Annotated in this window: 18 protein-coding genes; 8 read left to right on the forward strand and 10 right to left on the reverse strand. The window is 34.1% G+C overall.

The genetic code is table 11. The annotated features are described in order from the left end of the window. Nucleotides 1-41 precede the first annotated feature (41 nt). Nucleotides 42-2,261 carry a monovalent cation:proton antiporter family protein gene (locus tag AC07XU_RS01860; RefSeq protein ID WP_494941916.1) on the forward strand — a complete coding sequence of 740 codons (2,220 nt, stop codon included), beginning with the start codon at nt 42-44 and terminating at the stop codon, nt 2,259-2,261. A 222-nt stretch (nt 2,262-2,483) separates the two neighbouring features. Here AC07XU_RS01860 and AC07XU_RS01865 read toward each other — a convergent pair whose 3' ends face one another. Together AC07XU_RS01865 and uvrA are read right to left on the reverse strand one after the other, a co-directional pair. Continuing rightward, nucleotides 2,484-3,149, reverse strand: coding sequence for a LysE family transporter (locus AC07XU_RS01865; protein WP_494941917.1), 666 nt, complete (start codon nt 3,147-3,149; stop codon nt 2,484-2,486). Nucleotides 3,150-3,283: 134 nt separating this feature from the next. Then, the gene (gene uvrA, locus AC07XU_RS01870; RefSeq protein WP_494941918.1) at nt 3,284-6,085 is read right to left on the reverse strand and encodes an excinuclease ABC subunit UvrA; all 2,802 of its coding nucleotides are present in this window, start codon (nt 6,083-6,085) and stop codon (nt 3,284-3,286) included. 266 nt (nt 6,086-6,351) lie between these two features. On the opposite strand from uvrA, the gene AC07XU_RS01875 reads away from it, so the two are divergent. Further along, the gene (locus AC07XU_RS01875) at nt 6,352-6,939 is read left to right on the forward strand and encodes an RNA polymerase sigma factor (protein WP_494941919.1); all 588 of its coding nucleotides are present in this window, start codon (nt 6,352-6,354) and stop codon (nt 6,937-6,939) included. A gap of 391 nt (nt 6,940-7,330) precedes the next feature. Continuing rightward, on the forward strand, nt 7,331-7,519 hold the full coding sequence (locus AC07XU_RS01880; protein WP_494941920.1) for a hypothetical protein: 189 nt from the start codon (nt 7,331-7,333) through the stop codon (nt 7,517-7,519). A 65-nt stretch (nt 7,520-7,584) separates the two neighbouring features. On the opposite strand, the gene AC07XU_RS01885 is transcribed toward AC07XU_RS01880, so the two are convergent. From AC07XU_RS01885 to AC07XU_RS01900, 4 genes are all read right to left on the reverse strand, one after another. Further along, complete coding sequence (locus AC07XU_RS01885) at nt 7,585-8,181, reverse strand: cupin domain-containing protein (RefSeq protein ID WP_494941921.1); 597 nt, start codon at nt 8,179-8,181, stop codon at nt 7,585-7,587. Further along, on the reverse strand, nt 8,178-8,615 hold the full coding sequence (locus tag AC07XU_RS01890) for a hypothetical protein (RefSeq protein ID WP_494941922.1): 438 nt from the start codon (nt 8,613-8,615) through the stop codon (nt 8,178-8,180). Before AC07XU_RS01890 ends, AC07XU_RS01885 begins: the two co-directional genes overlap by 4 nt. A 91-nt stretch (nt 8,616-8,706) precedes the next feature. Next, the gene (locus tag AC07XU_RS01895; protein ID WP_494941923.1) at nt 8,707-9,357 is read right to left on the reverse strand and encodes a response regulator; all 651 of its coding nucleotides are present in this window, start codon (nt 9,355-9,357) and stop codon (nt 8,707-8,709) included. Nucleotides 9,358-9,362: 5 nt separating this feature from the next. Further along, nucleotides 9,363-10,442: a PAS domain-containing sensor histidine kinase gene (locus AC07XU_RS01900; protein WP_494941924.1), complete on the reverse strand. Its 1,080-nt coding sequence runs from the start codon at nt 10,440-10,442 to the stop codon at nt 9,363-9,365. Between the two features lie 298 nt (nt 10,443-10,740). Here AC07XU_RS01900 and AC07XU_RS01905 point away from each other — a divergent pair, with 298 nt between their 5' ends. From AC07XU_RS01905 to AC07XU_RS01920, 4 genes are all read left to right on the forward strand, one after another. Further along, nucleotides 10,741-12,771 (forward strand): PAS domain-containing sensor histidine kinase, encoded by a 2,031-nt coding sequence (locus AC07XU_RS01905; RefSeq protein WP_494941925.1) that lies wholly within the window; start codon nt 10,741-10,743, stop codon nt 12,769-12,771. A gap of 129 nt (nt 12,772-12,900) precedes the next feature. Then, nucleotides 12,901-15,108: an ATP-binding protein gene (locus AC07XU_RS01910; protein ID WP_494941926.1), complete on the forward strand. Its 2,208-nt coding sequence runs from the start codon at nt 12,901-12,903 to the stop codon at nt 15,106-15,108. A 2-nt stretch (nt 15,109-15,110) separates the two neighbouring features. Continuing rightward, nucleotides 15,111-15,530 (forward strand): response regulator, encoded by a 420-nt coding sequence (locus tag AC07XU_RS01915; protein ID WP_494941927.1) that lies wholly within the window; start codon nt 15,111-15,113, stop codon nt 15,528-15,530. A gap of 14 nt (nt 15,531-15,544) precedes the next feature. Beyond that, complete coding sequence (locus tag AC07XU_RS01920) at nt 15,545-16,138, forward strand: biliverdin-producing heme oxygenase (RefSeq protein ID WP_494941928.1); 594 nt, start codon at nt 15,545-15,547, stop codon at nt 16,136-16,138. 75 nt (nt 16,139-16,213) lie between these two features. Here the strand turns inward: AC07XU_RS01920 and AC07XU_RS01925 are convergent, their stop codons facing one another. Both AC07XU_RS01925 and AC07XU_RS01930 read right to left on the reverse strand, forming a co-directional pair. Next, entirely contained in the window at nt 16,214-18,193 is a 1,980-nt protein-coding gene (locus AC07XU_RS01925; protein ID WP_494941929.1) for a M1 family metallopeptidase, read from the reverse strand. Between the two features lie 105 nt (nt 18,194-18,298). Beyond that, nucleotides 18,299-19,030 (reverse strand): hypothetical protein, encoded by a 732-nt coding sequence (locus tag AC07XU_RS01930; RefSeq protein WP_494941930.1) that lies wholly within the window; start codon nt 19,028-19,030, stop codon nt 18,299-18,301. Nucleotides 19,031-19,200: 170 nt separating this feature from the next. On the opposite strand from AC07XU_RS01930, the gene AC07XU_RS01935 reads away from it, so the two are divergent. Beyond that, nucleotides 19,201-21,363 carry a catalase gene (locus AC07XU_RS01935; RefSeq protein WP_494941931.1) on the forward strand — a complete coding sequence of 721 codons (2,163 nt, stop codon included), beginning with the start codon at nt 19,201-19,203 and terminating at the stop codon, nt 21,361-21,363. Nucleotides 21,364-21,461: 98 nt separating this feature from the next. Here the strand turns inward: AC07XU_RS01935 and AC07XU_RS01940 are convergent, their stop codons facing one another. Both AC07XU_RS01940 and AC07XU_RS01945 read right to left on the reverse strand, forming a co-directional pair. Further along, nucleotides 21,462-21,932, reverse strand: a complete 471-nt coding sequence (locus AC07XU_RS01940; protein WP_494941932.1) for an ankyrin repeat domain-containing protein — start codon at nt 21,930-21,932, stop codon at nt 21,462-21,464. 79 nt (nt 21,933-22,011) lie between these two features. Continuing rightward, the gene (locus AC07XU_RS01945; RefSeq protein ID WP_494941933.1) at nt 22,012-23,169 is read right to left on the reverse strand and encodes a zinc-dependent alcohol dehydrogenase; all 1,158 of its coding nucleotides are present in this window, start codon (nt 23,167-23,169) and stop codon (nt 22,012-22,014) included. Nucleotides 23,170-23,197 lie beyond the last annotated feature (28 nt).

Genomic DNA, 23,197 nt, shown 5'->3' on the forward strand with positions numbered 1-23,197 from the left:
CAATATTAATCGCAATAAATTTACTATCAAAAAATATCCTTATGATCCACTTACCTGTTCTCATAGCCGATTTAGGCCTTATTCTTGCCGCTGCAGGAGTTACAACACTCCTATTTAAAAAAATAAAACAACCATTAGTATTAGGCTATATTTTAGCCGGTGTTATTGTTGGCCCATATTTAAATTTTACTCCCACTGTTACCGACCATAAAAGCATTACCATTTGGGCCGAGATTGGCGTAATTTTCCTCTTGTTTAGTTTGGGTTTAGAATTTAGTTTTAAAAAACTAGTTAAGGTTGGAGGTTCTGCATCTATAACCGCTATAGTTGAGGTTGTTTTTATGCTTCTCATTGGTTTTGGGGCAGGAAAAATGCTGGGTTGGAGTACAATGGATAGCATATTTTTAGGTGGAATTTTATCAGTTTCCTCAACCACAATTATCATTAGAGCTTTTGAAGAATTAGGCGTAAAACATAAAAAATTTGCAGGCTTAGTTTTTGGGGTGCTTATTGTAGAAGATTTAGTTGCCATATTGTTATTGGTTTTACTTTCTACACTAGCCGTTAGTCAACAATTTGCGGGTACAGAGATGTTAATTTCTATACTCAAGCTTGCTTTCTTTTTAGTTATTTGGTTTTTAGGTGGGATATTTTTAATCCCAACTTTTTTAAAAGCAACTAAAAAGCTAATGAATGATGAAACCATGCTCATAGTCTCTTTAGCGTTATGTTTAGTTATGGTTTTACTTGCAGTTAAAGTAGGTTTTTCACCAGCACTTGGAGCTTTCATTATGGGTTCTATCCTAGCAGAAACCACACAAGCAGAAAAAATAGAACACCTTACCAAATCAGTTAAAGATCTATTTGCAGCGATCTTTTTTGTGTCTGTTGGTATGTTGATTGATCCAAGTATTTTATTAGAATATGCTTTACCAATACTTGCGGTAACTTTAGCAACCGTGTTAGGTAAGTTAATTAGTTCTACGTTGGGAGCTTTGCTTTCTGGGCAGCCATTAAAAACATCGGTACAGGCTGGAATGAGCTTAGCGCAAATAGGTGAGTTCTCATTTATTATAGCAACATTAGGTTTAACACTTAAAGTAACTAGCGACTTTTTGTATCCAATTGCCGTTGCAGCATCGGCTATTACTACTTTTACTACGCCTTATTTAATTAAAGTATCAGAACCATTTTACAACTTTTTAACTAGAATTTTACCCGAAAAATGGCTCAACGCAATTACCAGATATAGCTCTAGTACTCAAGGAATAACTACTTTTAGCGATTGGAAAACGCTTTTAAAGGCTTATACTTTTAATACAATTATCCATGGCACAGTATTAATTGGCATCGTGTTGCTTTCTTCAAGATATTTACAGCCTTTTGTAAGCAAACATATTTTTAATGGTGATAATGGAACTATTGTAAGTTTGATTATAGCTTTGGGATTTATGGTTCCGTTTTTATGGGCTTTGGCTATTAGAAGAATAGAAAGAAAAGCTTATTCTCACCTTTGGTTAAACAAAAAATATACTCGTGGGCCATTAATAGCAATTGAGTTACTTAGAATTGCCTTAGCAGTGTTTTTTGTAGGTTTTTTAATTTATCAGTTTTACAATACCATTGTTGCCGTAAGCATAGCATTAGGTTTAATTGTAATCGGCATGGTGGTATTTTCTAGAAAACTACAGACTTTTTATGAGCGAATGGAGTTTAGGTTCTTAAACAACCTAAATGCTAGAGAACAGGCCAATAAGCAACCAGAAATTTTACCTTGGGATAGTCACCTTTTAGAATTGATTGTGGCGCCTGAGTCTACCTTAGTTGGACAAACATTAGTAGATTTAGCTGTACGTGAGAAATACGGCATCAATATCGCCTTAATTGAGCGTGGTAAAATTATGATCCCAACACCAGCAAGAACTGAAAGACTTTACCCTAATGATAAAGTATTAGTTATTGGTACTGATGACCAGCTTGCATCGGTAAAGCCTTTATTTGAAGGCGTGGCTGACGAAAATGCTACATCATTCCCTAAGCAAGATATGTCGCTTCAGAAAATCATTATCAATAGCAAATCGCCTGTATTTGGACAAACGATTAGAGATTCGGGAATTAGAGAACGAACACAAGGGTTGGTTGTTGGTATTGAAAGAAATGGGGTTCGTATTTTAAATCCAGATTCGAATTTGGTGTTTGAAAATGATGATATTGTATGGATTGTGGGTAATAACAAGAAAATACCAGAGTTGTTGAAATAGTTAAATGTAGACGAATTACAACCCCAAATAGAAGTACAGGTTTAAATGCTATAAACGGGATATTAGTGTAAATCTTTTTGACATCGATAGCGAGTGCCTGCCGAGGTTGGTAGTATGATGGCAAAAAATTGAAACGGTTAGCCCGGCTTACATTAATAAACTGCTACCAGATCTGCTTTTCTAATAAATAACTTGTTTTATATTGTTAAAGGCGTAATAATTTTACCCCCACCAATGAAACTGAATACCTAATTGCTTTATAATTAAGTACAGCGCTAAAGCGTATAAAAACAAAGCTATTGAGCGGTTAATAAGATGACTGCTTAAGGCAAACTTTTCTTGAATGTATTTAGCGAAATGCGCATACCCATATAAGGCCAGTGCCGACCCCATGCCAGAGCCTAAACTGAAAACTACTAAAGACAGATAGTCGGTTTCTATCCAATCATGTAAAATAATGTAATTGCCAAAAAATAGCCAAAATGGTATTTGTACGGGATTTAGAACGCCCAACAACATGCCGTAGAATACACTACCTTTTTTGCTTCTATTGTCTTCTGCCCTGGTTTTTGGCACTTTTTTACGATTTATCCAAGTTACTGTGCCCATCACAATAAAAAGCATAATCATAAATACATCTACGTATGTACCTAGCCTTACCTCACTTACGCTTGCATCTAAACTCACATCGCTCACTATCCAACGAGCAAAACGCATCATACCAAACGTAAAAAATACCTCTACTATAGAAAAAGAAAGTATAAAATACAGCGCTTGACGCATGCCCTTATTTATGGTAAGCTGGGCCACAGTAAGGTTAATATTACCTGGCGGAATATAACCCATAGCATTTAGTAAGATGCCGATAATTAAGGTTAGCAAGAGCATAGTTTGCGAAGATAGTTATTTAAATTATACCTTGTTTAGGATAGCTTTTCAATTTAAATTATAATTAAACAATTTAGGTGTATAAGATAAAGTAGGTTTTTAATTGTTACAAATACCTAATTAAGATTGATTAATTATTTTAAATGAGCTTTTAAAAACTTACCCGTATACGAACCTTTTGCCGACACCAAGTCTTCTGGTTTGCCTTCAAAAACTATGTTTCCACCCTTATCACCACCTTCTGGACCAATATCAATTACCCAATCGGCACATTTAATCATATCCATATTATGCTCAATTACCAAAATGGTATTGCCTTGCTCAATCAGCGTATTTAGTGCTTTTAATAGTTTTTTAATATCATGAAAATGCAAACCAGTAGTAGGCTCATCAAAAATGAACATGGTTTTTTGCGCATTATTACCTTTAATTAAAAACGAAGCCAATTTAATTCTTTGCGCCTCACCACCAGATAAAGTATTTGATGATTGCCCTAAGTGAACATAACCCAAACCAACATCTAATAATGGATTTAACTTTTGCAATATTTTGGGCTCATTTTTAAAGAATTCTACCGCTTCTTCAATTGTTAAATCTAAAATATCAGCAACGTTTTTATCCTGATAGGTAATATCTAAAACTTGTTGTTTAAATCTTCTTCCACCGCAAGTTTCGCATGGCAAATAAATATCTGCCATAAATTGCATTTCTATTTTAACCTCACCCTCACCTTGGCAAGTATCGCAACGCCCACCTTCTACGTTAAAAGAAAATGCTGCTGGTTTTAAACCACCTGCTTTTGCAGCTGGCAAAGCCGAAAACAAGGCTCTAATGTCATCCCAAGCTTTAACATAAGTTACCGGATTAGAGCGAGAAGAACGACCAATTGGATTTTGATCTACCATCTCAACCTGACTTACCAAATCGATATTGCCAAATATCCCATCGTAGCTACCGGTTTGCTCGCCAGCGTAATTGCCAATTGCTTTCTGCAAAGCAGGATATAAAATCTTTTTAACTAAACTTGTTTTACCAGAACCAGAAACACCACTTACACACGTGAAAACTCCTAGCGGGAATTTAACATCAATATTTTTAAGGTTATTTTCTCTAGCTCCTTTAATTAAAATATGATCTTTCCAGTTTCTTCTCTTGGCAGGAATAGCAATCTCTTCTTTACCTGCTAAATATCTACCTGTTAAAGATTTATCGTCTTTAATAATTTCATCATAAGTACCGCTGAAAACTAAATTTCCACCATGTGTACCTGCCTCCGGACCAATATCTATGATATGATCCGCAGCTCTCATCATCTCTTCTTCATGCTCTACTACCAATACAGTATTACCTACATTTCGTAAAGCAGTTAAAACTTCAATCAGCTTATGGGTGTCTCTTGGGTGCAGCCCAATACTAGGCTCATCTAACACATAAACAGACCCAACCAAACTACTCCCTAAAGATGTAGCTAAGTTAATTCGCTGACTTTCGCCGCCAGATAATGTGTTCGACAATCGGTTTAAGGTTAAATAACCTAAACCAACATTGTTTAAATATAAAATACGGCTTGTAACCTCTGCCAATATTCGTTTTGATATTTTAACATCAGTTTCTGAAAGTTCTAATTTTTCGAAGAATGGCAAAATAGTAGATAAAGGCATTAATACCATATCTAAGATAGATTTTCCGCCTATTTTAACATAACTCGCATCTTTTCTTAAACGTGTGCCCTTACAATCTGGGCAAACTGTTTTTCCGCGGTAACGCGAAAGCATAACCCGATATTGGATTTTATAAGTTTGCTCTTCCAACTCTTTAAAAAAAGCATCCAAGCCAGCAAAATATTTATTGCCTGTCCAAATTAGGCGTTGTTGTTTTTCGGTAAGCTCACTATAAGAACGATGTATCGGAAAGTCGAATTTATCAGCGTTTTTAATGAATTGCTTTAACCACTCACCCATTTTTTCGCCACGCCATGGTGCAATAGCATTATCATATAAACTTTTGCTCTTGTCAGGTATTACCAAATCTTCATCAATTCCAATTACATTACCATAACCTTCGCAACGCTTACATGCGCCATAAGGGTTATTAAAACTAAAGAAATTTGGAGTTGGCTCTTCAAACTTAACACCATCTAATTCAAAACGATCGCAGAAAAAGGTTTGTGTACCTTCATGTTCTACAAAGCAGTCGCCTTTACCTTCAAAAAATGCTGTTTGTACAGAATCAGCAATGCGACTTAATGTTTCTTCTTCTTCGTTTACAACAATGCGATCTATTAAAATCCTAATCGTTTCGGTATCAGTTAGCTCAACGTCTTTAATGGCTTCATCTTCTAGCAAATCTTCTATCTTAGCGATTTTACCTTTAAAATAAACCCTTAAAAATCCTTTCTGTAATAAAACTGCTAATTCTTCTTTAACCGAGCGGTTATTGTGCGGATGCAGCGGACAAAACACGGTTACCACAGCATCATTACCCAAACCAATAATAAAATCTACAACAGTTGTAACACTGTCTTTTTTTACAACCTCACCAGAAACTGGAGAATAGGTAATCCCTATCCTGCTAAAAAGCAATTTTAGGTAATCGTAAATTTCGGTACTTGTGCCAACTGTAGAACGTGGATTAGAAGTAATTACTTTTTGTTCAATAGCAATTGCCGGAGCTATACCTTTAATGTAATCTACATCAGGCTTATTCATGCGGCCCATAAATTGGCGGGCGTATGATGATAAGCTTTCTACATAACGGCGCTGACCTTCGGCATACAAGGTATCAAAGGCTAAGGATGATTTTCCAGAGCCAGACATACCGGTAATAACAACTAATTTATTTTTAGGAATAGCAACATCAATATTTTTTAAATTGTGTACTCTTGCCCCTTTAATGATGATATGTTTGTGTGGATCTTTCTCTATTTCCTTGCTCATGAACCGCCTTGTAGCTATTATATTTTAACAACCTCAAATTTACGAAAATGGTTTCAACCAAGCTCTATATTATATGTGATTTACAAAATTTTACATTTTTTAACATATTTATTATTGTATTGTCAAAAAAAAATCCGTCATTTGAATTTATAACTCACACAAGTTAGAAACCAACATCTTAAAAACAAAGGAGAAAAGCTATAGATTAAAACAGCTACTTAATTTATTATTTAATAAAAAAAGAAGAGTTTTTTATACGCACTCCTATGAAATTACAACAGTATAGTGATCAGGATTTGGTGAAGTTATATCTTGACGGAGAAGAATCAGTATTAGAAGAATTACTCCGCAGGCACAAATCAAAAATTTATACCTCAATTTATTTATTAGTAAAAGACCAATATCTTGCCGAAGACATTTTTCAAGATGCCTTTATCAAAGTAATTAATACGCTTCGTAGCGGCCGTTATAACGAAGAAGGCAAGTTTTTACCTTGGGTAATGCGTATTGCGCATAACTTGGTTATCGATTATTTCCGCAGAGAGAAAAGGGCGCCTGTAATTACCAGTGCAGATGGAACTGACGTACTAAATCTCATTCAAATTCACGAGGAAAGCGCTGAGGATAGAATGTTACGTGAACAAACTCATGTAGATTTGCGAGCCATGATACATCTTTTGCCCGATGAGCAAAAAGAAGTGCTCATAATGCGTCATTATGCCGATTTAAGCTTTAAAGACATTGCAGATTTAACCGATGTAAGCATAAATACTGCATTAGGCCGGATGCGCTATGCTTTAAGCAATTTGCGTAAAATGATGAACGTTAAAGAAGTTAGCACCCGAAATTCTTAATTTGTTAATTTAAAAAAATGTGACGTTTACATCAAAAAAGGCTACTATTCGATTTCTAAACATTTGAAAAAGAATGTCAGTAGCTTTTGGCTTATGCGGCCCCGCCAATGCTCCTCCCGAGAAAATCGGGTTCCGCGTTTGTCGGGTTTATATTACAAAGCAAAAAGCCTTTGGCAACACAAAACCAAACGCTTAAACATCAGCAACAAAAAGTGACATTACAATTTTCGCGGCCTATCATCATCTAAGCACCTTTTAAAACGATTTATGGCCATAAGTTGTTAGCTGTCAGTTTAATAATCAACAAAAAACTATTAATTTAAAGGAGCCATAAAATAAAGGGATATCAACCAGCGTTAAATCTCTAAAAACTAAATATATTTTTTTGCGTATGACAAAAACCTCTACTCCAACTAACCTTGTCAGTTCACCCAACACCCAGCCTTTAGAAAGAGCTGTTGAGGCAGAACAACAAGATGAACTGTTTTATAACAGCATTAAGCCACAACTTGATCAGCTTGTAAAAAATCCATCTGATGAAACCATTAGCAAGATTTTAGCTTATTCAAAAAACAAGTAAACAAAAAAGCTTTCCGCAAATGGAAAGCTTTTTTATTTTATTTTGAAAGCAAAAAATACAAAATATTAAACCTTAATTCTTTGCAATATAGCGGTAACCTGTTTGCTTTTTACAATTACATCATGAGGCTCATATAAAGGAATGGCCATAAAATCTCCTGGTCCCATAAAGCGAGATTTTCCACTCACAATACACTCGCAGTTTCCTTCTAAAATTAAAAAACTTTCAAGCTCATTATCATGTACTTCTTCAGGTATGTTTATCTCTGAAACCACCAAAACTTGGCTAATTACATCATTATATTTTAGCACTTGGGTAAAAATACCACCTTCAATTTTATGAGGCTTAATTTGATTAATGAGTCGTAACCAATTATGGTGATTAGAATACTCGTTAATTATGGGCAGTTGTTCAAAACTAATATCTTGTTCAATTGCTAAATTATTAACAATTTCTGTAATCTCTTTTTCTAATTTTTTGCTTGGCTCTATAGCATTAGCATGTGCGTAATTTTCTAACGCATTTTCTATTGCTAAAACTTCTTCTTTAAGTATAGGATATACCTTAAGCATACGTTCTACCCCTAATTTCTCATCTTGAGAAAGCAAGTCTAAAACATAAAGTTCTAAAATTCCGCTTGCTATGTATGGCTGTAAATTCAAGATATACTATTTTGTTTGCGTTTTAGTTCAACCCTTAAACCAGAAGAAACTTCTGCTAATGATAAATTCATGATTTTGGCAGTTTCAATTAAACTTAAGCCTTTATTTACAATAAGGTCTAAGATAGTATTTAAATGAATAGGTTTTAAAGGTATTGTTTGTTGATTTTGTTGTTTGGCTTTTGCAAGGTTTCTAGCAATTTGCATGAGGTGTGTAAATAAGCAAAGCATGTTTAATTTATTGCATTTTACATCATTACAAAGTTTGTAAACCGAATCTTTTAATAATTGGTTTGCCACTGCTTCATCATTAACAATTCTAAAAATTATGCCGTAAATAGCAGAGCCATAATTTGCAATTAGTTCTTTACAACCAGATTGATGATTATTTTTTATCAACTCAATGATGTGATGGTCTTTATAACCTTTTAACATACAAACAAAACAAACTTACTGAACAGAAGATTCCAATTAGGAATTGAACAGTTGAAATTGAATATTGTTTATGTATTGATAAAATAATTAACTACAAGCCAATATAACCATGTAAAATTGCATACTTAATCAATGCCGCAGAATTTTTAGCTCCAGTTTTTTCCAATATAGATTGCCTAATTCCTTCAACTGTTCTTTTACTCAAAAACAATAAATCAGCAATTTGCTGGTTTGTTAAACCTTCAGCCATCAAATCCATAACACTTACTTCTCGGTCAGAAAATACGATCTTAACTTGATCATCTTCATTTAATCCAATCTGTTTGTAATAACGCTCTAAAACTTGAATTGCTAATTCTGATGCGAAGTATCGATTACCTTTCATCACTGTATTAATCGCAAAAAGTACTTCATCTACATCAATGTTTTTAGAGAGATAAGCATTTGCACCAGCTTTAAATGCCGAGGCACTGTGTTTTTCTTCTTCTAACATAGACAACACAATTACTGGTATATCTATATTTTTTTCTCGCAGCTGGGCAATCATCGTAATACCATCGGTATCAGGCATCATGATATCTGTAATAATTAAATCAACCTTCGGTTTGTTAGCTAACAACGAAAACAATTCGCTAGCGCAAGTTACCTCTGCTATTACTTTCATATGATCATACTTGCCTAGCAAAGCTGAAAGCGAAGAAAGCATGATCTGCTGATTTTCTACAATTACTATTTTAATCATGATTATCAGTTCTTTGGTAATTCGATATAAAATATAGTCCCTTTACCTCTTTCGCTTTCAAACCAAATTTCGCCATTGTGTAATTCTACAATTGTTTTAATAATGTTCATTCCTAAACCACCTGAGTTTTCTCCTTGTAACCCAAGTTTTAAATTTTGTGTATCTCTTTTAAATAAATTTGGCTTTAGCTCATCTGCTATTCCTAAGCCATTGTCGGCTACTGTAACCAATACAGCATTATCTTTATCAAATACAGATAAGTCTATTATGCCATTAATAGATGTAAATTTTATAGCATTCGATATTAAATTATTAATAACTTGCATAAATTTCATCTTATCAAGCATTAAGTATATTTTTTCATAAGAAGTTTTAAAGCGAAAATCTTTAATATCTCGCAAATGTGATCTTCGGTAAAAACGGATGAGGTCTTCTAACTCCCAAACTAAATCTACCCGATCTTTTTTAATTTCAATTAAACTTGATTTTAAAAACTCTTTGTTAATTAAACTTCTTACCAATTTTATATTTCGTTCACACATTTCCTTAATAAAAGCCAACGAGCTCATCATTTCAGTGGTGCCATTGTATGCTAGCTCATTTTCTATAGCGCTTGCTGCTAATCTAATCATGCCGAGCGGCTCTTTCAAATCATGGGAAAGAACTTCCAGCATAATATTCTTTCGGGCATTTATTTGTTCAATATGAATTTTATTATTTCTTTCTATAGTTGTATCCTGTACAATACCACCTATAATATGTAGCTCATCACTGATCAATGGATACAACGAAATTTTTAAAAATTTTTCTCTACCATCAATAAGTAGCCTAATTTCATTTTTCTTTTCAAATGAGTGTTTCTTACAATTTGCAAAACAATTAATTGCATACTTCCTATCTTCCGGATGTACCAACTCAATTAGCTTTTCTACATTGCAATTAAGCTTTTCTGTGGATATCTGTAAAATATTATCAAACCCATTGTTATGATAAATAAAGCGTTGATCATTTAAATTGAAAATAAAATACCCATCATCAGATTGCTCTCCAATTTTATAAAACAAATCATCTTTAGATATTTTCATAAACTCTTAGTTATAAATTACGTACATATTCAAAACAAATTATTAGCACTTAAAGTTTTAAATTTCAAAACCTATAGGAATAATTTATATATACAAAACTTATATTTTAGTGTATTAGGTTAACTTTTAATTAAAACGTTGTGAATTTAGCGCCAATTTTAATTACTTTACTTTATTTAGGAATAATTGAGTATTTATACATTAATAATTACGGTATATACTTTTATGATGCCCAAGTATATGTTGATATCTTATTTTTTATAATTTTATATCCTATCCATTATCATCTACAATAGTTATGGCACACAATTTAGCAAATAAGGAAGATTTTTTGTTTCATAGTGGTGAAGCAGCGATTTTAATTAAAAGTATAGATTGGAGCGATCATCCGCTAGGGAGCCATGATACATGGGATCAATTGCTAACACAAACACTAAGTTTAATCTTAAGCAATCCCTGCCCTATGTTAATTGTTTGGGGCAATAGCTATTTTACTTTTTATAATGATGCGTTTAATAAAATATTTGGCATTTTAAATCATAACGAGGTTTTTGGGAAACCTATCAGCGAAAAAATTTTCAAGGAAAATTTTTCTTTTTTGCAACCACACCTACACAATGCTTACAACGGCATATCAGGAACAGTAAAAAATTTAAGCGTTATTTTAAATCGTAAAAATTACGCCGAAGATTGCTTTTTTGATTTTAACATAAGTCCGATTAGAAATTCTTCGTCAGATGTTTGTGGCGCTTTTTTAGTTTGTAAAGAAACCACAGAAAAAGTTAAATCAATTATTACCCAACAAGACTTTGCGACTTTGAGTGAAGAGCTTGCCGAAGCTATTGAAGAGTACGCAACTACCAACGAAGAATTATCTGCAGCTAATGAAGAAATGTTTGTTATGCAGCAAGAATTGCAAAGAAGCGAAAAGCTTTTTAAGTCAATTGCATTAAATATTCCAAAATCATTAATTATTGTAATTGATAAAAATCATCGCTTTATTACCATAGAAGGAGATCTAATGGTAAAATTAGGTTATAGCGACAGAAATTACACAGGCCTACACCCAAATGATGTTGCACCTAAAGAACGCTATGAGGCTACCAAGCACTATTATGATAGACTTTTATCTGGAGAAACATTTTCTGAGGAAATGGAACTCTCGATTGGAGGTATTTATAAAGTACATTTTGTGCCTTTAAAAAATGATTTAGATGAAGTTACCGCTGGCCTAATTATCGCATTGGATATTACCGATATTAAAAAGGCTGAAGAGCGAAGTATTAAGCTAGCGGCAATAGTAGAATCATCTGATGATGCAATAATTAGCAAAACCTTAGATAGTGTAATTACCAGCTGGAATGATGCAGCGCAACGAATGTTTGGTTATACTGCTGATGAAATAATTGGAGAAAAAATTTATAAACTTATACCAACAGATCGAACCAATGAAGAATCAGAAATACTAAATCGATTAAAAAACGGCGAACACGTTAAACATTTCGAAACTCAACGTTTAACTAAAGCTGGAAATTTGATTCATGTTTCTCTAACAATTTCTCCTCTTAAAGATAAAAATGGAAACATTATAGGTTTATCGAAAATTGCGAGAGACATCACCGTTCAAAAACTTGAAGAGCAGAGAAAAAACGATTTTGTAGCTATGGTAAGTCATGAATTAAAAACGCCCTTAACTACAATTAGCTCATACGTACAAATTTTATTGGCTAAATCTAAAACCGAAGGTGATGATTTTCGCATAAATGCATTAACCAGAACACAAGTACAAACCAAAAAAATGGTATCAATGATACACGATTTTTTAAGTTTAGCGAGACTTGATGACGGTAAAATTACGCTAAATAAAACGGTATTTGAGTTGCATCCTTTAATTGAGGAAGTAGTAATTGACGCCAAGATATTAAGTACAAAACATGAGATTAAAATAGCTGATTGTGAAGAAGTATTTATAGATGCAGATCGAGATAAGATTGGACAAGTATTAAATAATTTACTAAGTAACGCAGTTAAATATTCCCCGTCTGGTGGCAACATTGTTATTGGATGTAGAAAGCAGGAAAATGACGTAGAAATCTTCGTAAAAGATAATGGGATTGGCATTACACAAGAAGATCAACAAAGATTGTTTCAGCGTTTTTTTAGATCAAGTAACGAACAACTAAAAGGAGTTTCTGGCTTTGGTATAGGACTATATCTAGTGTCGGAAGTATTGCGCTTTCATGGCAGTAAAATGGAGCTAACAAGTAGAGAAAACGAGGGATCTATCTTTTCTTTCTCATTGCCAATGCATTTTAATCATAGAAATTAATCATTTTAAATTACTGATAATCAGACATTATTCTATATTGTTGTAGACATTTAAAGTGTCAACATTGTATATTTGTTAAATTAATTTTAAAATATAATACTTTTGTGAAGTTTACCCTTAAAACACAGAATGCAATCTATTGACCTTACTAATTGTGACCGCGAGCCGATCCATATCCCTGGAAAAATTCAGTCACACGGCTTCCTTTTGGCGGTCAATCAAAGTAATTTTAACATCACTTACATTAGCGAAAATATAATTGATCATTTAAATACAAATGCTACAGAATTACTTGATCAAAATTTGCAAATTTTTATTTCAATTTTAGAAAAACATGGAGTAGAAATTGAGTTATCAGCTATATTAGCTTTAGGCAAAAGCCAAGGATTTGATTTAATTAATCCTTTTAAATTAAGCTTAAATGATAATCCATATTACTTAATCATACATCGCTCTGCAGAGAATTATATTTTAGAATTTGAAATTGCAACCTTGCAATATGATGTACAACACATTATTGGCAAATCTGTAGCAGAAATACTTTTAAACAGATCATTAACTAGTTTACTTGAAAAAGCAGCTGCAGAAGTTAAAAGGCTAATCGAGTACGATCGAGTAATGATTTATAAGTTTCAAGAAGATGGGCATGGTGAGGTTGTTGCAGAAGAAAAAAATGAAGATTTAGATTCTTTTTTCGGACTCCACTATCCAGCTTCTGATATACCAAAACAAGCAAGAGAACTTTATAAACTAAACATGACGCGTATTATTGCCGATGTTAATACAGAAAGTTCTGCCATTGCAACTTTTAACAATGAAACTCCGTTAGATTTAACACATTCTACCTTAAGAGCGGTTTCTCCCATTCATATTCAGTATTTAAAAAATATGGGCGTAGCTAGCAGTTTCAGTATATCTCTACTGGTTAATGATGAACTTTGGGGATTGATTGCTTGCCATAATTATAGCCCTAAATTTATAGATTTTAAAGCTCGTGAAGGTTGTAAGTTGATAGGTAATATCTTATCATCGGCATTAGAGTTTAGGCAATCAGAGCAAATTAATGAGAATGATCAGATCTACCAAGCGGCGGTAGACCAACTATCTGATCAATTAGACAACGATACCGAGGTTATTAGTGCTTTAACTAAACATAAAACTACGCTACTCGATGCAAATAGTGCCACGGGTGTTGCATTTGTGTTTGAAAAGAAAGTATATACTTTGGGTCGAACCCCAAATATAGAGCAATTAGAACCGCTCATCAATTGGCTTAAGCTAACCATGAATGATTCTATTTACTATACTCATCAACTATCTGCACATTATAAACCAGCCATATCATTTGCAGATAAAGCGAGTGGAATTATAGCCTGTTTATTGTCTAAAAGCATGGGTGAATTGATTATTTGGTTTAAACAAGAAACACTTGCTACTATCAATTGGGCAGGTAATCCAGAAAAGCCAGTTGAAAAAAGTGAGGATGGAATGCTCAATTTATCTCCTCGAAATTCTTTTGAGACTTTTACAGAAATCGTAAAAAATACCGCCCCAAAGTGGTCAACCTCTGAAATAAACGGCGCATTAAAATTAAGAGAAAAGATCATCAATATTATTAATAAACGGGCTGATGAAATACGTATATTAAATGAGCGTTTAAAACTCGCCTACGAAGAGTTAGACACTTTTAGTTATACGATTTCGCACGATTTAAGGACACCATTAACTGCCATTAAAAGCTACACTGAGCTGTTTTTAGCTAAAAACAAAAATGTAGATGATAAAAGCATCCAGCTGTTGGATAGAGTACTAGTTGGTGCAGATAAAATGCGCTTTTTGATTGATGAAATCTTAAAACTCGCACGTGTTGGCAGAGCCGATATTGATCTTGTAAGTATCGATATGAAGGAAACAATTAATGATATTTGCCTTTTGGTTGTTTCAGCCTTTAAAGCAGATAATGTTATTATTAAAATTGGAAATTGCCCTTCAATTGATGGCGATAGCACCCTGATCAATCAAGTATTTACTAATGTAATTTCTAATGCAGTTAAATACTCATCAAAATCAAAAAATCCTGTTGTAACTATTGAAGGCGAGGAAGTTAGTGGAGAAATTATTTACAAAATAATAGATAATGGCATAGGAATTGAAGTAGACAACCATGATAAGGTATTTGAACTTTTTAGGAGAATGGAAAATGTGAGAGATTTTGAAGGTACTGGTGTTGGTTTGGCGATTGTTAAAAGAATTGTTGAAAGACACAACGGCAGAATATGGTTCGAAAGCGAGTTGAATAAAGGAACAACATTTTATCTATCATTTAAAAAATTATAAAGATGAACAACCCGGACATATTTTATGTTGAAGATGATCCAGATTATGCGTTTATCTTACAAACAGCTATTAGTGAGATAAAACAAGAACTTAAACTAAGTATCGTTGAAGATGGAAGAGATGCAATTGAACAATTACGCACCTTCTCTGATGGAAAAAACCTTCCTAAACTTATATTACTCGATTTAAATTTACCAGGATTATCAGGTTTAGATATTTTAAAGACTATAAAAGAAATGCCTCATTTAAAATACATTCCTGTTATACTTTTTTCTACATCAGATAACCCTAAAGATGTGAAGGCATCTTACGAATTTGGTGCTAATGCATATGTTACTAAACCAGACGGCTATAATAATTTGCTAACTTGTTTAAAAACAATGCATGAGTTTTGGTTTATGCAAAATAGAGGCCTTAATTAATAAATTCTTTTTAATTGACACTACAACAAAAGTTAAAAGCCAATACCGAAAACCTGCATAATGATCTTGAACAACAAATGTTTGTTCAGCATATTATGCAAAAAACATTAAATATAGCACAGTACAATAAGCTTTTGGCTTGTAATTATTTGGTGCACTGGTTTTATGAAGTAGAAATTTTCAACAAGCTTACATCGGATATAGCGGTAAACATTGATATTGAAAAGAGGGAAAAGCTAACTTCATTAATACTAGATTTAAATGATGCTAACCTAAAAAAACAATCATTAGAACAACTAAACATTAGCACCATTAAATTTTTAAATGAATATGATGCTTTAGGAGCATTGTATGTTTTAGAAGGTGCCACTTTAGGCGGAAGTGTAATTATTAAACAACTTCGTCTTAACGAAAATTTCAACCAATCATTCAACTTTAATTATTATACCATTTACGGTAAAGAACTCATCGTAAATTGGCAACAATTTTTATCGCAGCTTAATGAAATACCTGAAGCTTATCATAATCAGGTTATTGCAGGTGCCGAAAATATGTTTAAAGAAATTATAAAGATTTCAAAAAAGCTTAATACAATAGAATTGAACTAATTGAGTTTTTAATCAAAAATAAATGCCTCACTAAATTTAATATTAGTGAGGCATTTTAATTTTTAACCTCTATTTCTAATTATTAGCTTTCCAAGTATTATTATCCGGATTTCCATCTGGAAGCACTTTCTCAGGATCTATATTTACTTCAACAACTTCTTCTGTAGATGGATAGCGCACTAACCAAGTTGTATTTTTCATCCAAACATCTACAGGAACTTTTACAATTTCTGTTTTACCGCTTTTGGTTTTAACTTCTAAAATAATTGGCATTGGCATTTTTTCAAGATTTTTAACCTGAATAGTATAACCCGCTAATTTACCATCAACTTTAACCTCTTTAACATCACCTATAGCTTGATCGTTTTTCCAACTATTTAAAAACCAGCTTCTCCAAAACCATGCTAAGTCTTCGCCGGCAGCATTTTCCATAGATCTAAAGAAATCATGTGGAGTTGGGTGCTTGTAAGCCCAATTTTTAATGTATTCTTTAAATGCATAATCAAAGCGATCTGCACCTAAAATTTGATTTCTTAAAATATCTAATCCCCAACCTGGTTTGCTGTATAAGTTTACACCAATATTTGCTTCAGCCATTCCATCAGGCATTTGCATAATGTTTTCATAACGTGGATTACCGATTACAGCTTTACCAATTGCATTCATATTCATCGGGCGCTCCTTGTATTCTCCATTGTTAAACTCTTCTGATGATAACCCATTGATAAAAGTATTAAAACCTTCATCCATCCATCCGAATTTACGTTCGTTAGAGCCAACAATCATCGGAAACCAGGTGTGACCAAACTCATGATCGATAACTCCCCAAGCACTTCCTTTTTTAGCGGTCCAACCACAAAAAACAATACCAGGATATTCCATTCCGCCAATATTTGTAGCTACATTAATAGCCATTGGATAAGGATACTCGAACCATTTTTTTGAGTAATGTTCAATAGAAGCTTTTACATATTCTACACCTCGTCCATAAGAGTCCATCCCGTTGCTTTCAACTGGATGAGCAGAAACAGCCAAAGATTTTTTCCCGCTAGGTAAATTGATACGGGCTGCATCCAAAACAAATGCTTTAGATGACGCCCAAGCAGCATCACGAGCATTTAAGATTTTGAATTTCCAAGTTAATTTATCTCCCGAAGGACGAGATTTTGGATCAAGAACTTCTGCCTCGGTACGAATATGAATTGTTGCATCGCTAGATTTCGCAGCATTCCATCTCTTCAATTGTTCTGCGGTAAACACTTCTTGCGGATTTAGTAATTCTCCAGAACCCATTACAATGTGACTTGCAGGTGCTGTAACCGAATAGGTGATATCGCCAAATTCGCAATAAAACTCTCCTCCACCCCAATAAGGCAAAGTATTCCATCCAATAACATCATCATAAACAGACATGCGAGGAAACCATTGTGCAATCGCAAAGATTTCTCCATTTTTAGTGGTTAAATGGCCAGTTCTATCCGAACCTTCTTTAGGCAAAATATACGAATAATCCATTTTTATCGTAATTACATCACCTGCAGGAGCCATAGGTTGATCTAAGCGAATTTGCATTCTAGTATCTTCAACTACTGATGTAAATTTAACAGCTCCAGCTTTTTTAGCCACGCTGATATTGCTTATTTTGTAACCTGCATCAAACTTCTCGCCATGCGCACCATATCTACTTCTAGCCGGTGTAATCATGTAACCACGAGACGTCTCTTTAAAAGTATTTTGGTCTAACTGCAACCACAGAAATGGAAGTTTATCTGGACTATTATTTTTATAGGTAATGGTTATTGAACCACTTACCATATTTTTGGTTTCATCTAAACTAGAGGTGATATTGTAATCAACTCTGTTTTGCCAATATTTAACGCCTGGCGCACCGCTTGCAGAGCGATACTCGTTACCATTTTGAGTATAAAATAATGGCCCAAATGCATCTGATGGCACATAATTGGTTGCTGCAGCTGGTGTTTGAGCAAAACTTGTAAAAGAAATTGCACACAGTGCAATAACTCCTAAAATTTTTTTAGTTGTAGGTTTATGCATATATAGATTTTTTGCTAAAGTTAATGGCTTGGAAAATATTTCCAAAATACATCCTTAATAATGTTACTATAACTCAATGTTTAAGTTTATAAGTAGAATAATCTATTATGGTTGTTGATTTACAGGTTTGGGTTTAACCAAAGGTGGTAATTTTCTTTGATCGGGCGGTAAATTTAACCAGGCTTGATAGGCTTTTGCAGTATGATAGGCATAGTTAAACGGACGTTCGGCTTTGATCTGTTCTACAGTGGGCCTATACATTATTAAAAAATCCTTAATGCCAGGCCCTTCAAATTTTACCAAAGACTTAACATATTCTTCATTGAAATTGTTTGTAATTTCATTTTGATACATCTCATTTTCTTCGAGCTTCTGTACTTTAGCTTGGTCGCGTCTGTATTTTCCGTAGCCCAAATTTAGTCTTAAACCTCCCCTTTCCTTGCTATAATCTACAGCTTTGGTAGGTTGCTTATTATCAGGATTACCTAAATTGCCTAACAATGGAGAAATTTTAACTCCATTGATATCTACCGCTTTTAGGTTGTTAACAGCAGCTCTTAAGTAAACATTTTTTGGGAAAAGTTTTGTAAGGTAAACCGTATCTGTTTGATAGCCAGACATACCAAATGTAACCAAATCTCCAATTTTAGCTGCAATTGCAAAATGACCATCCTTATCTGATAGTGTAAATGCATTTGTTGCTAAATTTTTTATAGTCGCCCCTTGAATTTTAAGTGCTCTATTATCATAATCGAAGATATCGCCAGTAAGTATGCCTTGTCCTAATGAAAACAATGGAAACAATAAAAATAAAAAGACAAATAACTTCTTGTTCATATTCAAATTTAATGGTCTTTTAGCTTTGCTCGTGCTATTTAACAAAATTTAACAAAAGCGTGAAGAAACAATTCACTATTAATCATACTTCACTAAAATTATTTAAAAATTTAATCTAAACATTAAAATTTTTTGAGTGTTACAACTGTTCTTAAGCGATGTAAAAACCTATGGCAAAAAAACCACTCAATCCAAAAGATAATTCTGTTAATGACAATGCAAAAGTTAATAAATTAGCAGCACATTATGCTGATGCAAGCAATCAGCAAATGACAACCAACCATGGCGTTGGCATAAATGATGATCAGAATTCGTTAAAAGCAGGCGACAGAGGTGCAACTTTATTAGAAGATTTTATTCTTCGAGAAAAAATAACCCATTTCGATCATGAGAGAATTCCTGAACGTGTTGTACATGCTCGAGGATCTGGAGCTCATGGAGTTTTTAAACTTTATAAGCCAATACCAGAATTAACAAAAGCGCAATTTTTAAATGATACAGCAATTGAAACTCCTGTTTTTGTCCGTTTTTCTACAGTTGCAGGTTCAAAAGGATCTTCAGATTTGGCAAGAGATGTTAGAGGGTTTGCTGTTAAATTTTATACACAAGAAGGAAATTTTGATTTAGTAGGCAATAACATGCCAGTATTTTTTATTCAAGATGCCTTGAAGTTCCCTGATTTAATACATGCCGTTAAACCAGAGCCAGATAACGAAATGCCTCAGGCTGCAAGTGCTCATGATACTTTTTGGGATTTTATTTCACTGATGCCAGAATCTACGCACATGATTATGTGGGCGATGAGCGATAGAGCTTTGCCTAGAAGTTTGCGTATGATGGAAGGTTTTGGCGTACACACTTTTAGATTTATCAATGAAAAGGGAGAATCTAATTTCGTAAAATTCCATTGGAAGCCATTACTAGGTGTACATTCGGTAGCTTGGGATGAAGCACAGAATATTTCTGGTAAAGATCCTGATTTTCACCGTAGGGATTTATGGGAAGCCATACAAAACGGCGATTTCCCTGAGTGGGAATTTGGCGTGCAGGTTGTACCAGAGGCTGATGAACATAAGTTTGATTTTGATTTATTAGATCCAACGAAGTTGATACCAGAAGAGTTGGTACCCGTACAACGCATCGGTAAATTAACTTTAAACAGAAATACAGATAACTTTTTTGCAGAAACAGAACAAGTTGCTTTCCATGTTGGCCATGTTGTACCAGGTATAGATTTTACGAATGACCCTCTAATGCAAGGCAGATTATTTTCTTATACTGATACTCAGCTATTGCGTTTAGGTGGACCAAATTTTCATGAAATTCCTATCAACAGACCAATTGTGCCAGTACATAATAACCAACGCGATGGTTTAATGAGGCAAACTATTAACCGAGGAAAGGCAAGTTACAATCCGAATACTACCGGTAATAACGATCCTGCACAAGTTAAAGCTGCTGATGGAGGTTTTACAAGTTACAATGAGCGAATTGACGCTAGAAAAGTAAGGGCGAGAAGCAAAAGTTTCTTCGATCATTTTAGCCAAGCTAAATTATTTTACAATAGCCAATCGCAGGCAGAAAAAAATCACATTGTGGATGCTTTGCGTTTTGAATTAGGCAAAGTAAAAACGATAGCTATCAGAGAGAAAATGATAGAAAGATTAACACAGGTTGACGGTGATTTAGCACAAAAAGTGGCTACAGCGTTGGGGCTAAAAGTTCCTTCACAGGTAACCGAACCTGTTAATCATAGTATTCCTGCAGATGGAAACCCAGCAGATTATCAACCAATAGAAGTTAAAACGAAACTAAAAACTTCTGAGGCACTAAGTATGCAAAACACAATTAAAGACAGTATAAAAACTAGAAAAATCGCGATTTTAGCATCTAACGGTGTTAATGAAAAATCGTTAAATGAAGTAAAGAAAGCATTATTAGCCGAAGGAGCCGCTGTGGAAATCATCGCCCCTAATTTAGGAAGTATTCAGTCTCAGGATGGAACCGATATAACCGTTGATGAAAGTTTGTTAACAGCGGCATCAGTTTTGTATGATGCAGTTTATGTACCTGGAGGCAAACAAAGCGTTGCTGCATTAGCAACCGAACCAGATGCAATTCACTTTTTAAACGAAGCCTTTAAGCATTGTAAAGCAATTGCAGCAGATGAAGATGCAAATCCGATAATTGGCAAAACATATTTTGCTGATATTGCGGATGAAGAAGGGATTGTAATTTCCAATAAAGCTAAAGATTTAGCTTCCAATTTTATCAAGGCAATAGCCAAACACCGTTTTTGGGATAGAGAAAAAGCGAGAAAAGTTCCTGCATAAAGCATAAAAAAACCTCACGAATATCGTGAGGTTTTTTTGTTTTAACATCTTTGCAAATTAAATAGATTTCAATTTACCCAGATTTAAATGATTTATTTTTAAGCTTCTAGCAATTCCAGGGCTTCTTCATTTCCCTGCTGTGCAGCTAAATCTGCAGCCGTTAATCCCCTCGCATCACAAATTGTGGTATCTGCGCCATGTAGCAATAAAAGCTTAACCAAGTTATTTCTCCCAAACATTGCGGCAAACATTAAAGCTGTGCCTCCGTTGCCATGCTGTAAATTTAAATCGGCACCGTTTTCTATCAAAAGCTCTGCAATTTCTGGGTATCCTTTAAATGCAACACCCATTAAAGCAGTGTTACCTCCCAAATCACGAGCATTAACATCTGCATTGTTTGCTATTAAAAGTTTAGCCGCATCATAGCGATTATTGTAACAAGCAATAATTAATGGAGTAAATCCTTTTTCATCTTTAACGTTAACATCTGGATTGCCTTTTAGCAACTCCTTAAGCACATCTAGATCTCCTGTTCTGGCACCATGATGCATTAATTCTTTTTCTAACATAACAATGTTGATTTATTGATTTCATTGAAAAGCCATTGCCTAACCGGCAATGGCTTTTATTGATAACAAAAAACTTTAATTAAGGTTTTAAAACAACTTTAACACAGTCATCTTCTTTATCATCAAAGATTTTATATCCATGTACGGCATCTTCTAATGGCAAAGTATGCGTAATAATGTCATCAAGAACCACTTTATCTTCCTTAACTAAATCAATTAATTTATCGATGTAGTTTAAAACTGGCGCTTGACCTTGTTTAATGGTTATTCCTTTATCAAATATTCTATGCAGAGGAAAATTATCATAAGTTGAGCCATAAACCCCAACAATGGAAACTGTTCCCATTCTTCTTACAGCTTCAAAACACATGTCTAAAACTTTCATCGATCCTTTTTCGAAGTTGATGGTTGCTTTAAGTTTGTCTACAAAATTTCTTTCAGGCTCAAATCCACATGCTTCAACACAAACATCAGCGCCTCTGCCACCTGTCATTTCTCTAATCGCTTCAACTACATCCACTTTGTGTGGATTTAAGGTATCTACATTATTTACAGCTTTTGCTTTTGCTAATCTATAATCTAACGGATCGATAGCAATAACTCTACTTGCACCGTTTATCCAAGCTGCCTTTTGCGCCATTAAACCAACCGGCCCAGAACCAAAAATAGCTACAACTTCGCCTCCTTTAAGCTGTGCCCAGTCTATAGCCGACCATCCCGTCGGAAAAATATCTGTTAAGAATAACGCTTGCTCATCGGTTAAATTTTCTGGTACAATTCTGGGGCTAATATCTGCATAAGGTACCCGAACGTACTGTGCTTGGCCGCCAGAGTAACCACCGTATAAATCGGTATAGCCAAACAATGCTGCACCTTTTTGGTCCATCATGTTTCCGTTTGGACCATAATTTTTATAATTAGAATTTTCGCATGCTGGCGATGCTTCGTGGTTACAGAAAAAACATTCTCCACAAGCAATTGGAAATGGAACTACAACGCGATCACCCCTTTTTAAGTTGGTAATTGCAGATCCTACCTCTTCTACAATACCCATAAACTCATGACCCATAATTAACGGATCTTTTTGTGGAACTGCACCACTTAAAATATGTAAATCTGAGCCACAAATAGCTGTTGAGGTAACTTTTAAAATTACATCTCTGGGGTCTAAAATTGTTGGATCTGGTACGGTATCTACTCGGATATCGCCTGGTTTGTGAAATACTGCTGCTTTCATAGTATAGGATTTTTAAGATTGATAAACC

The organism is Pedobacter sp. GW456-11-11-14-TSB4 (assembly GCF_059424425.1).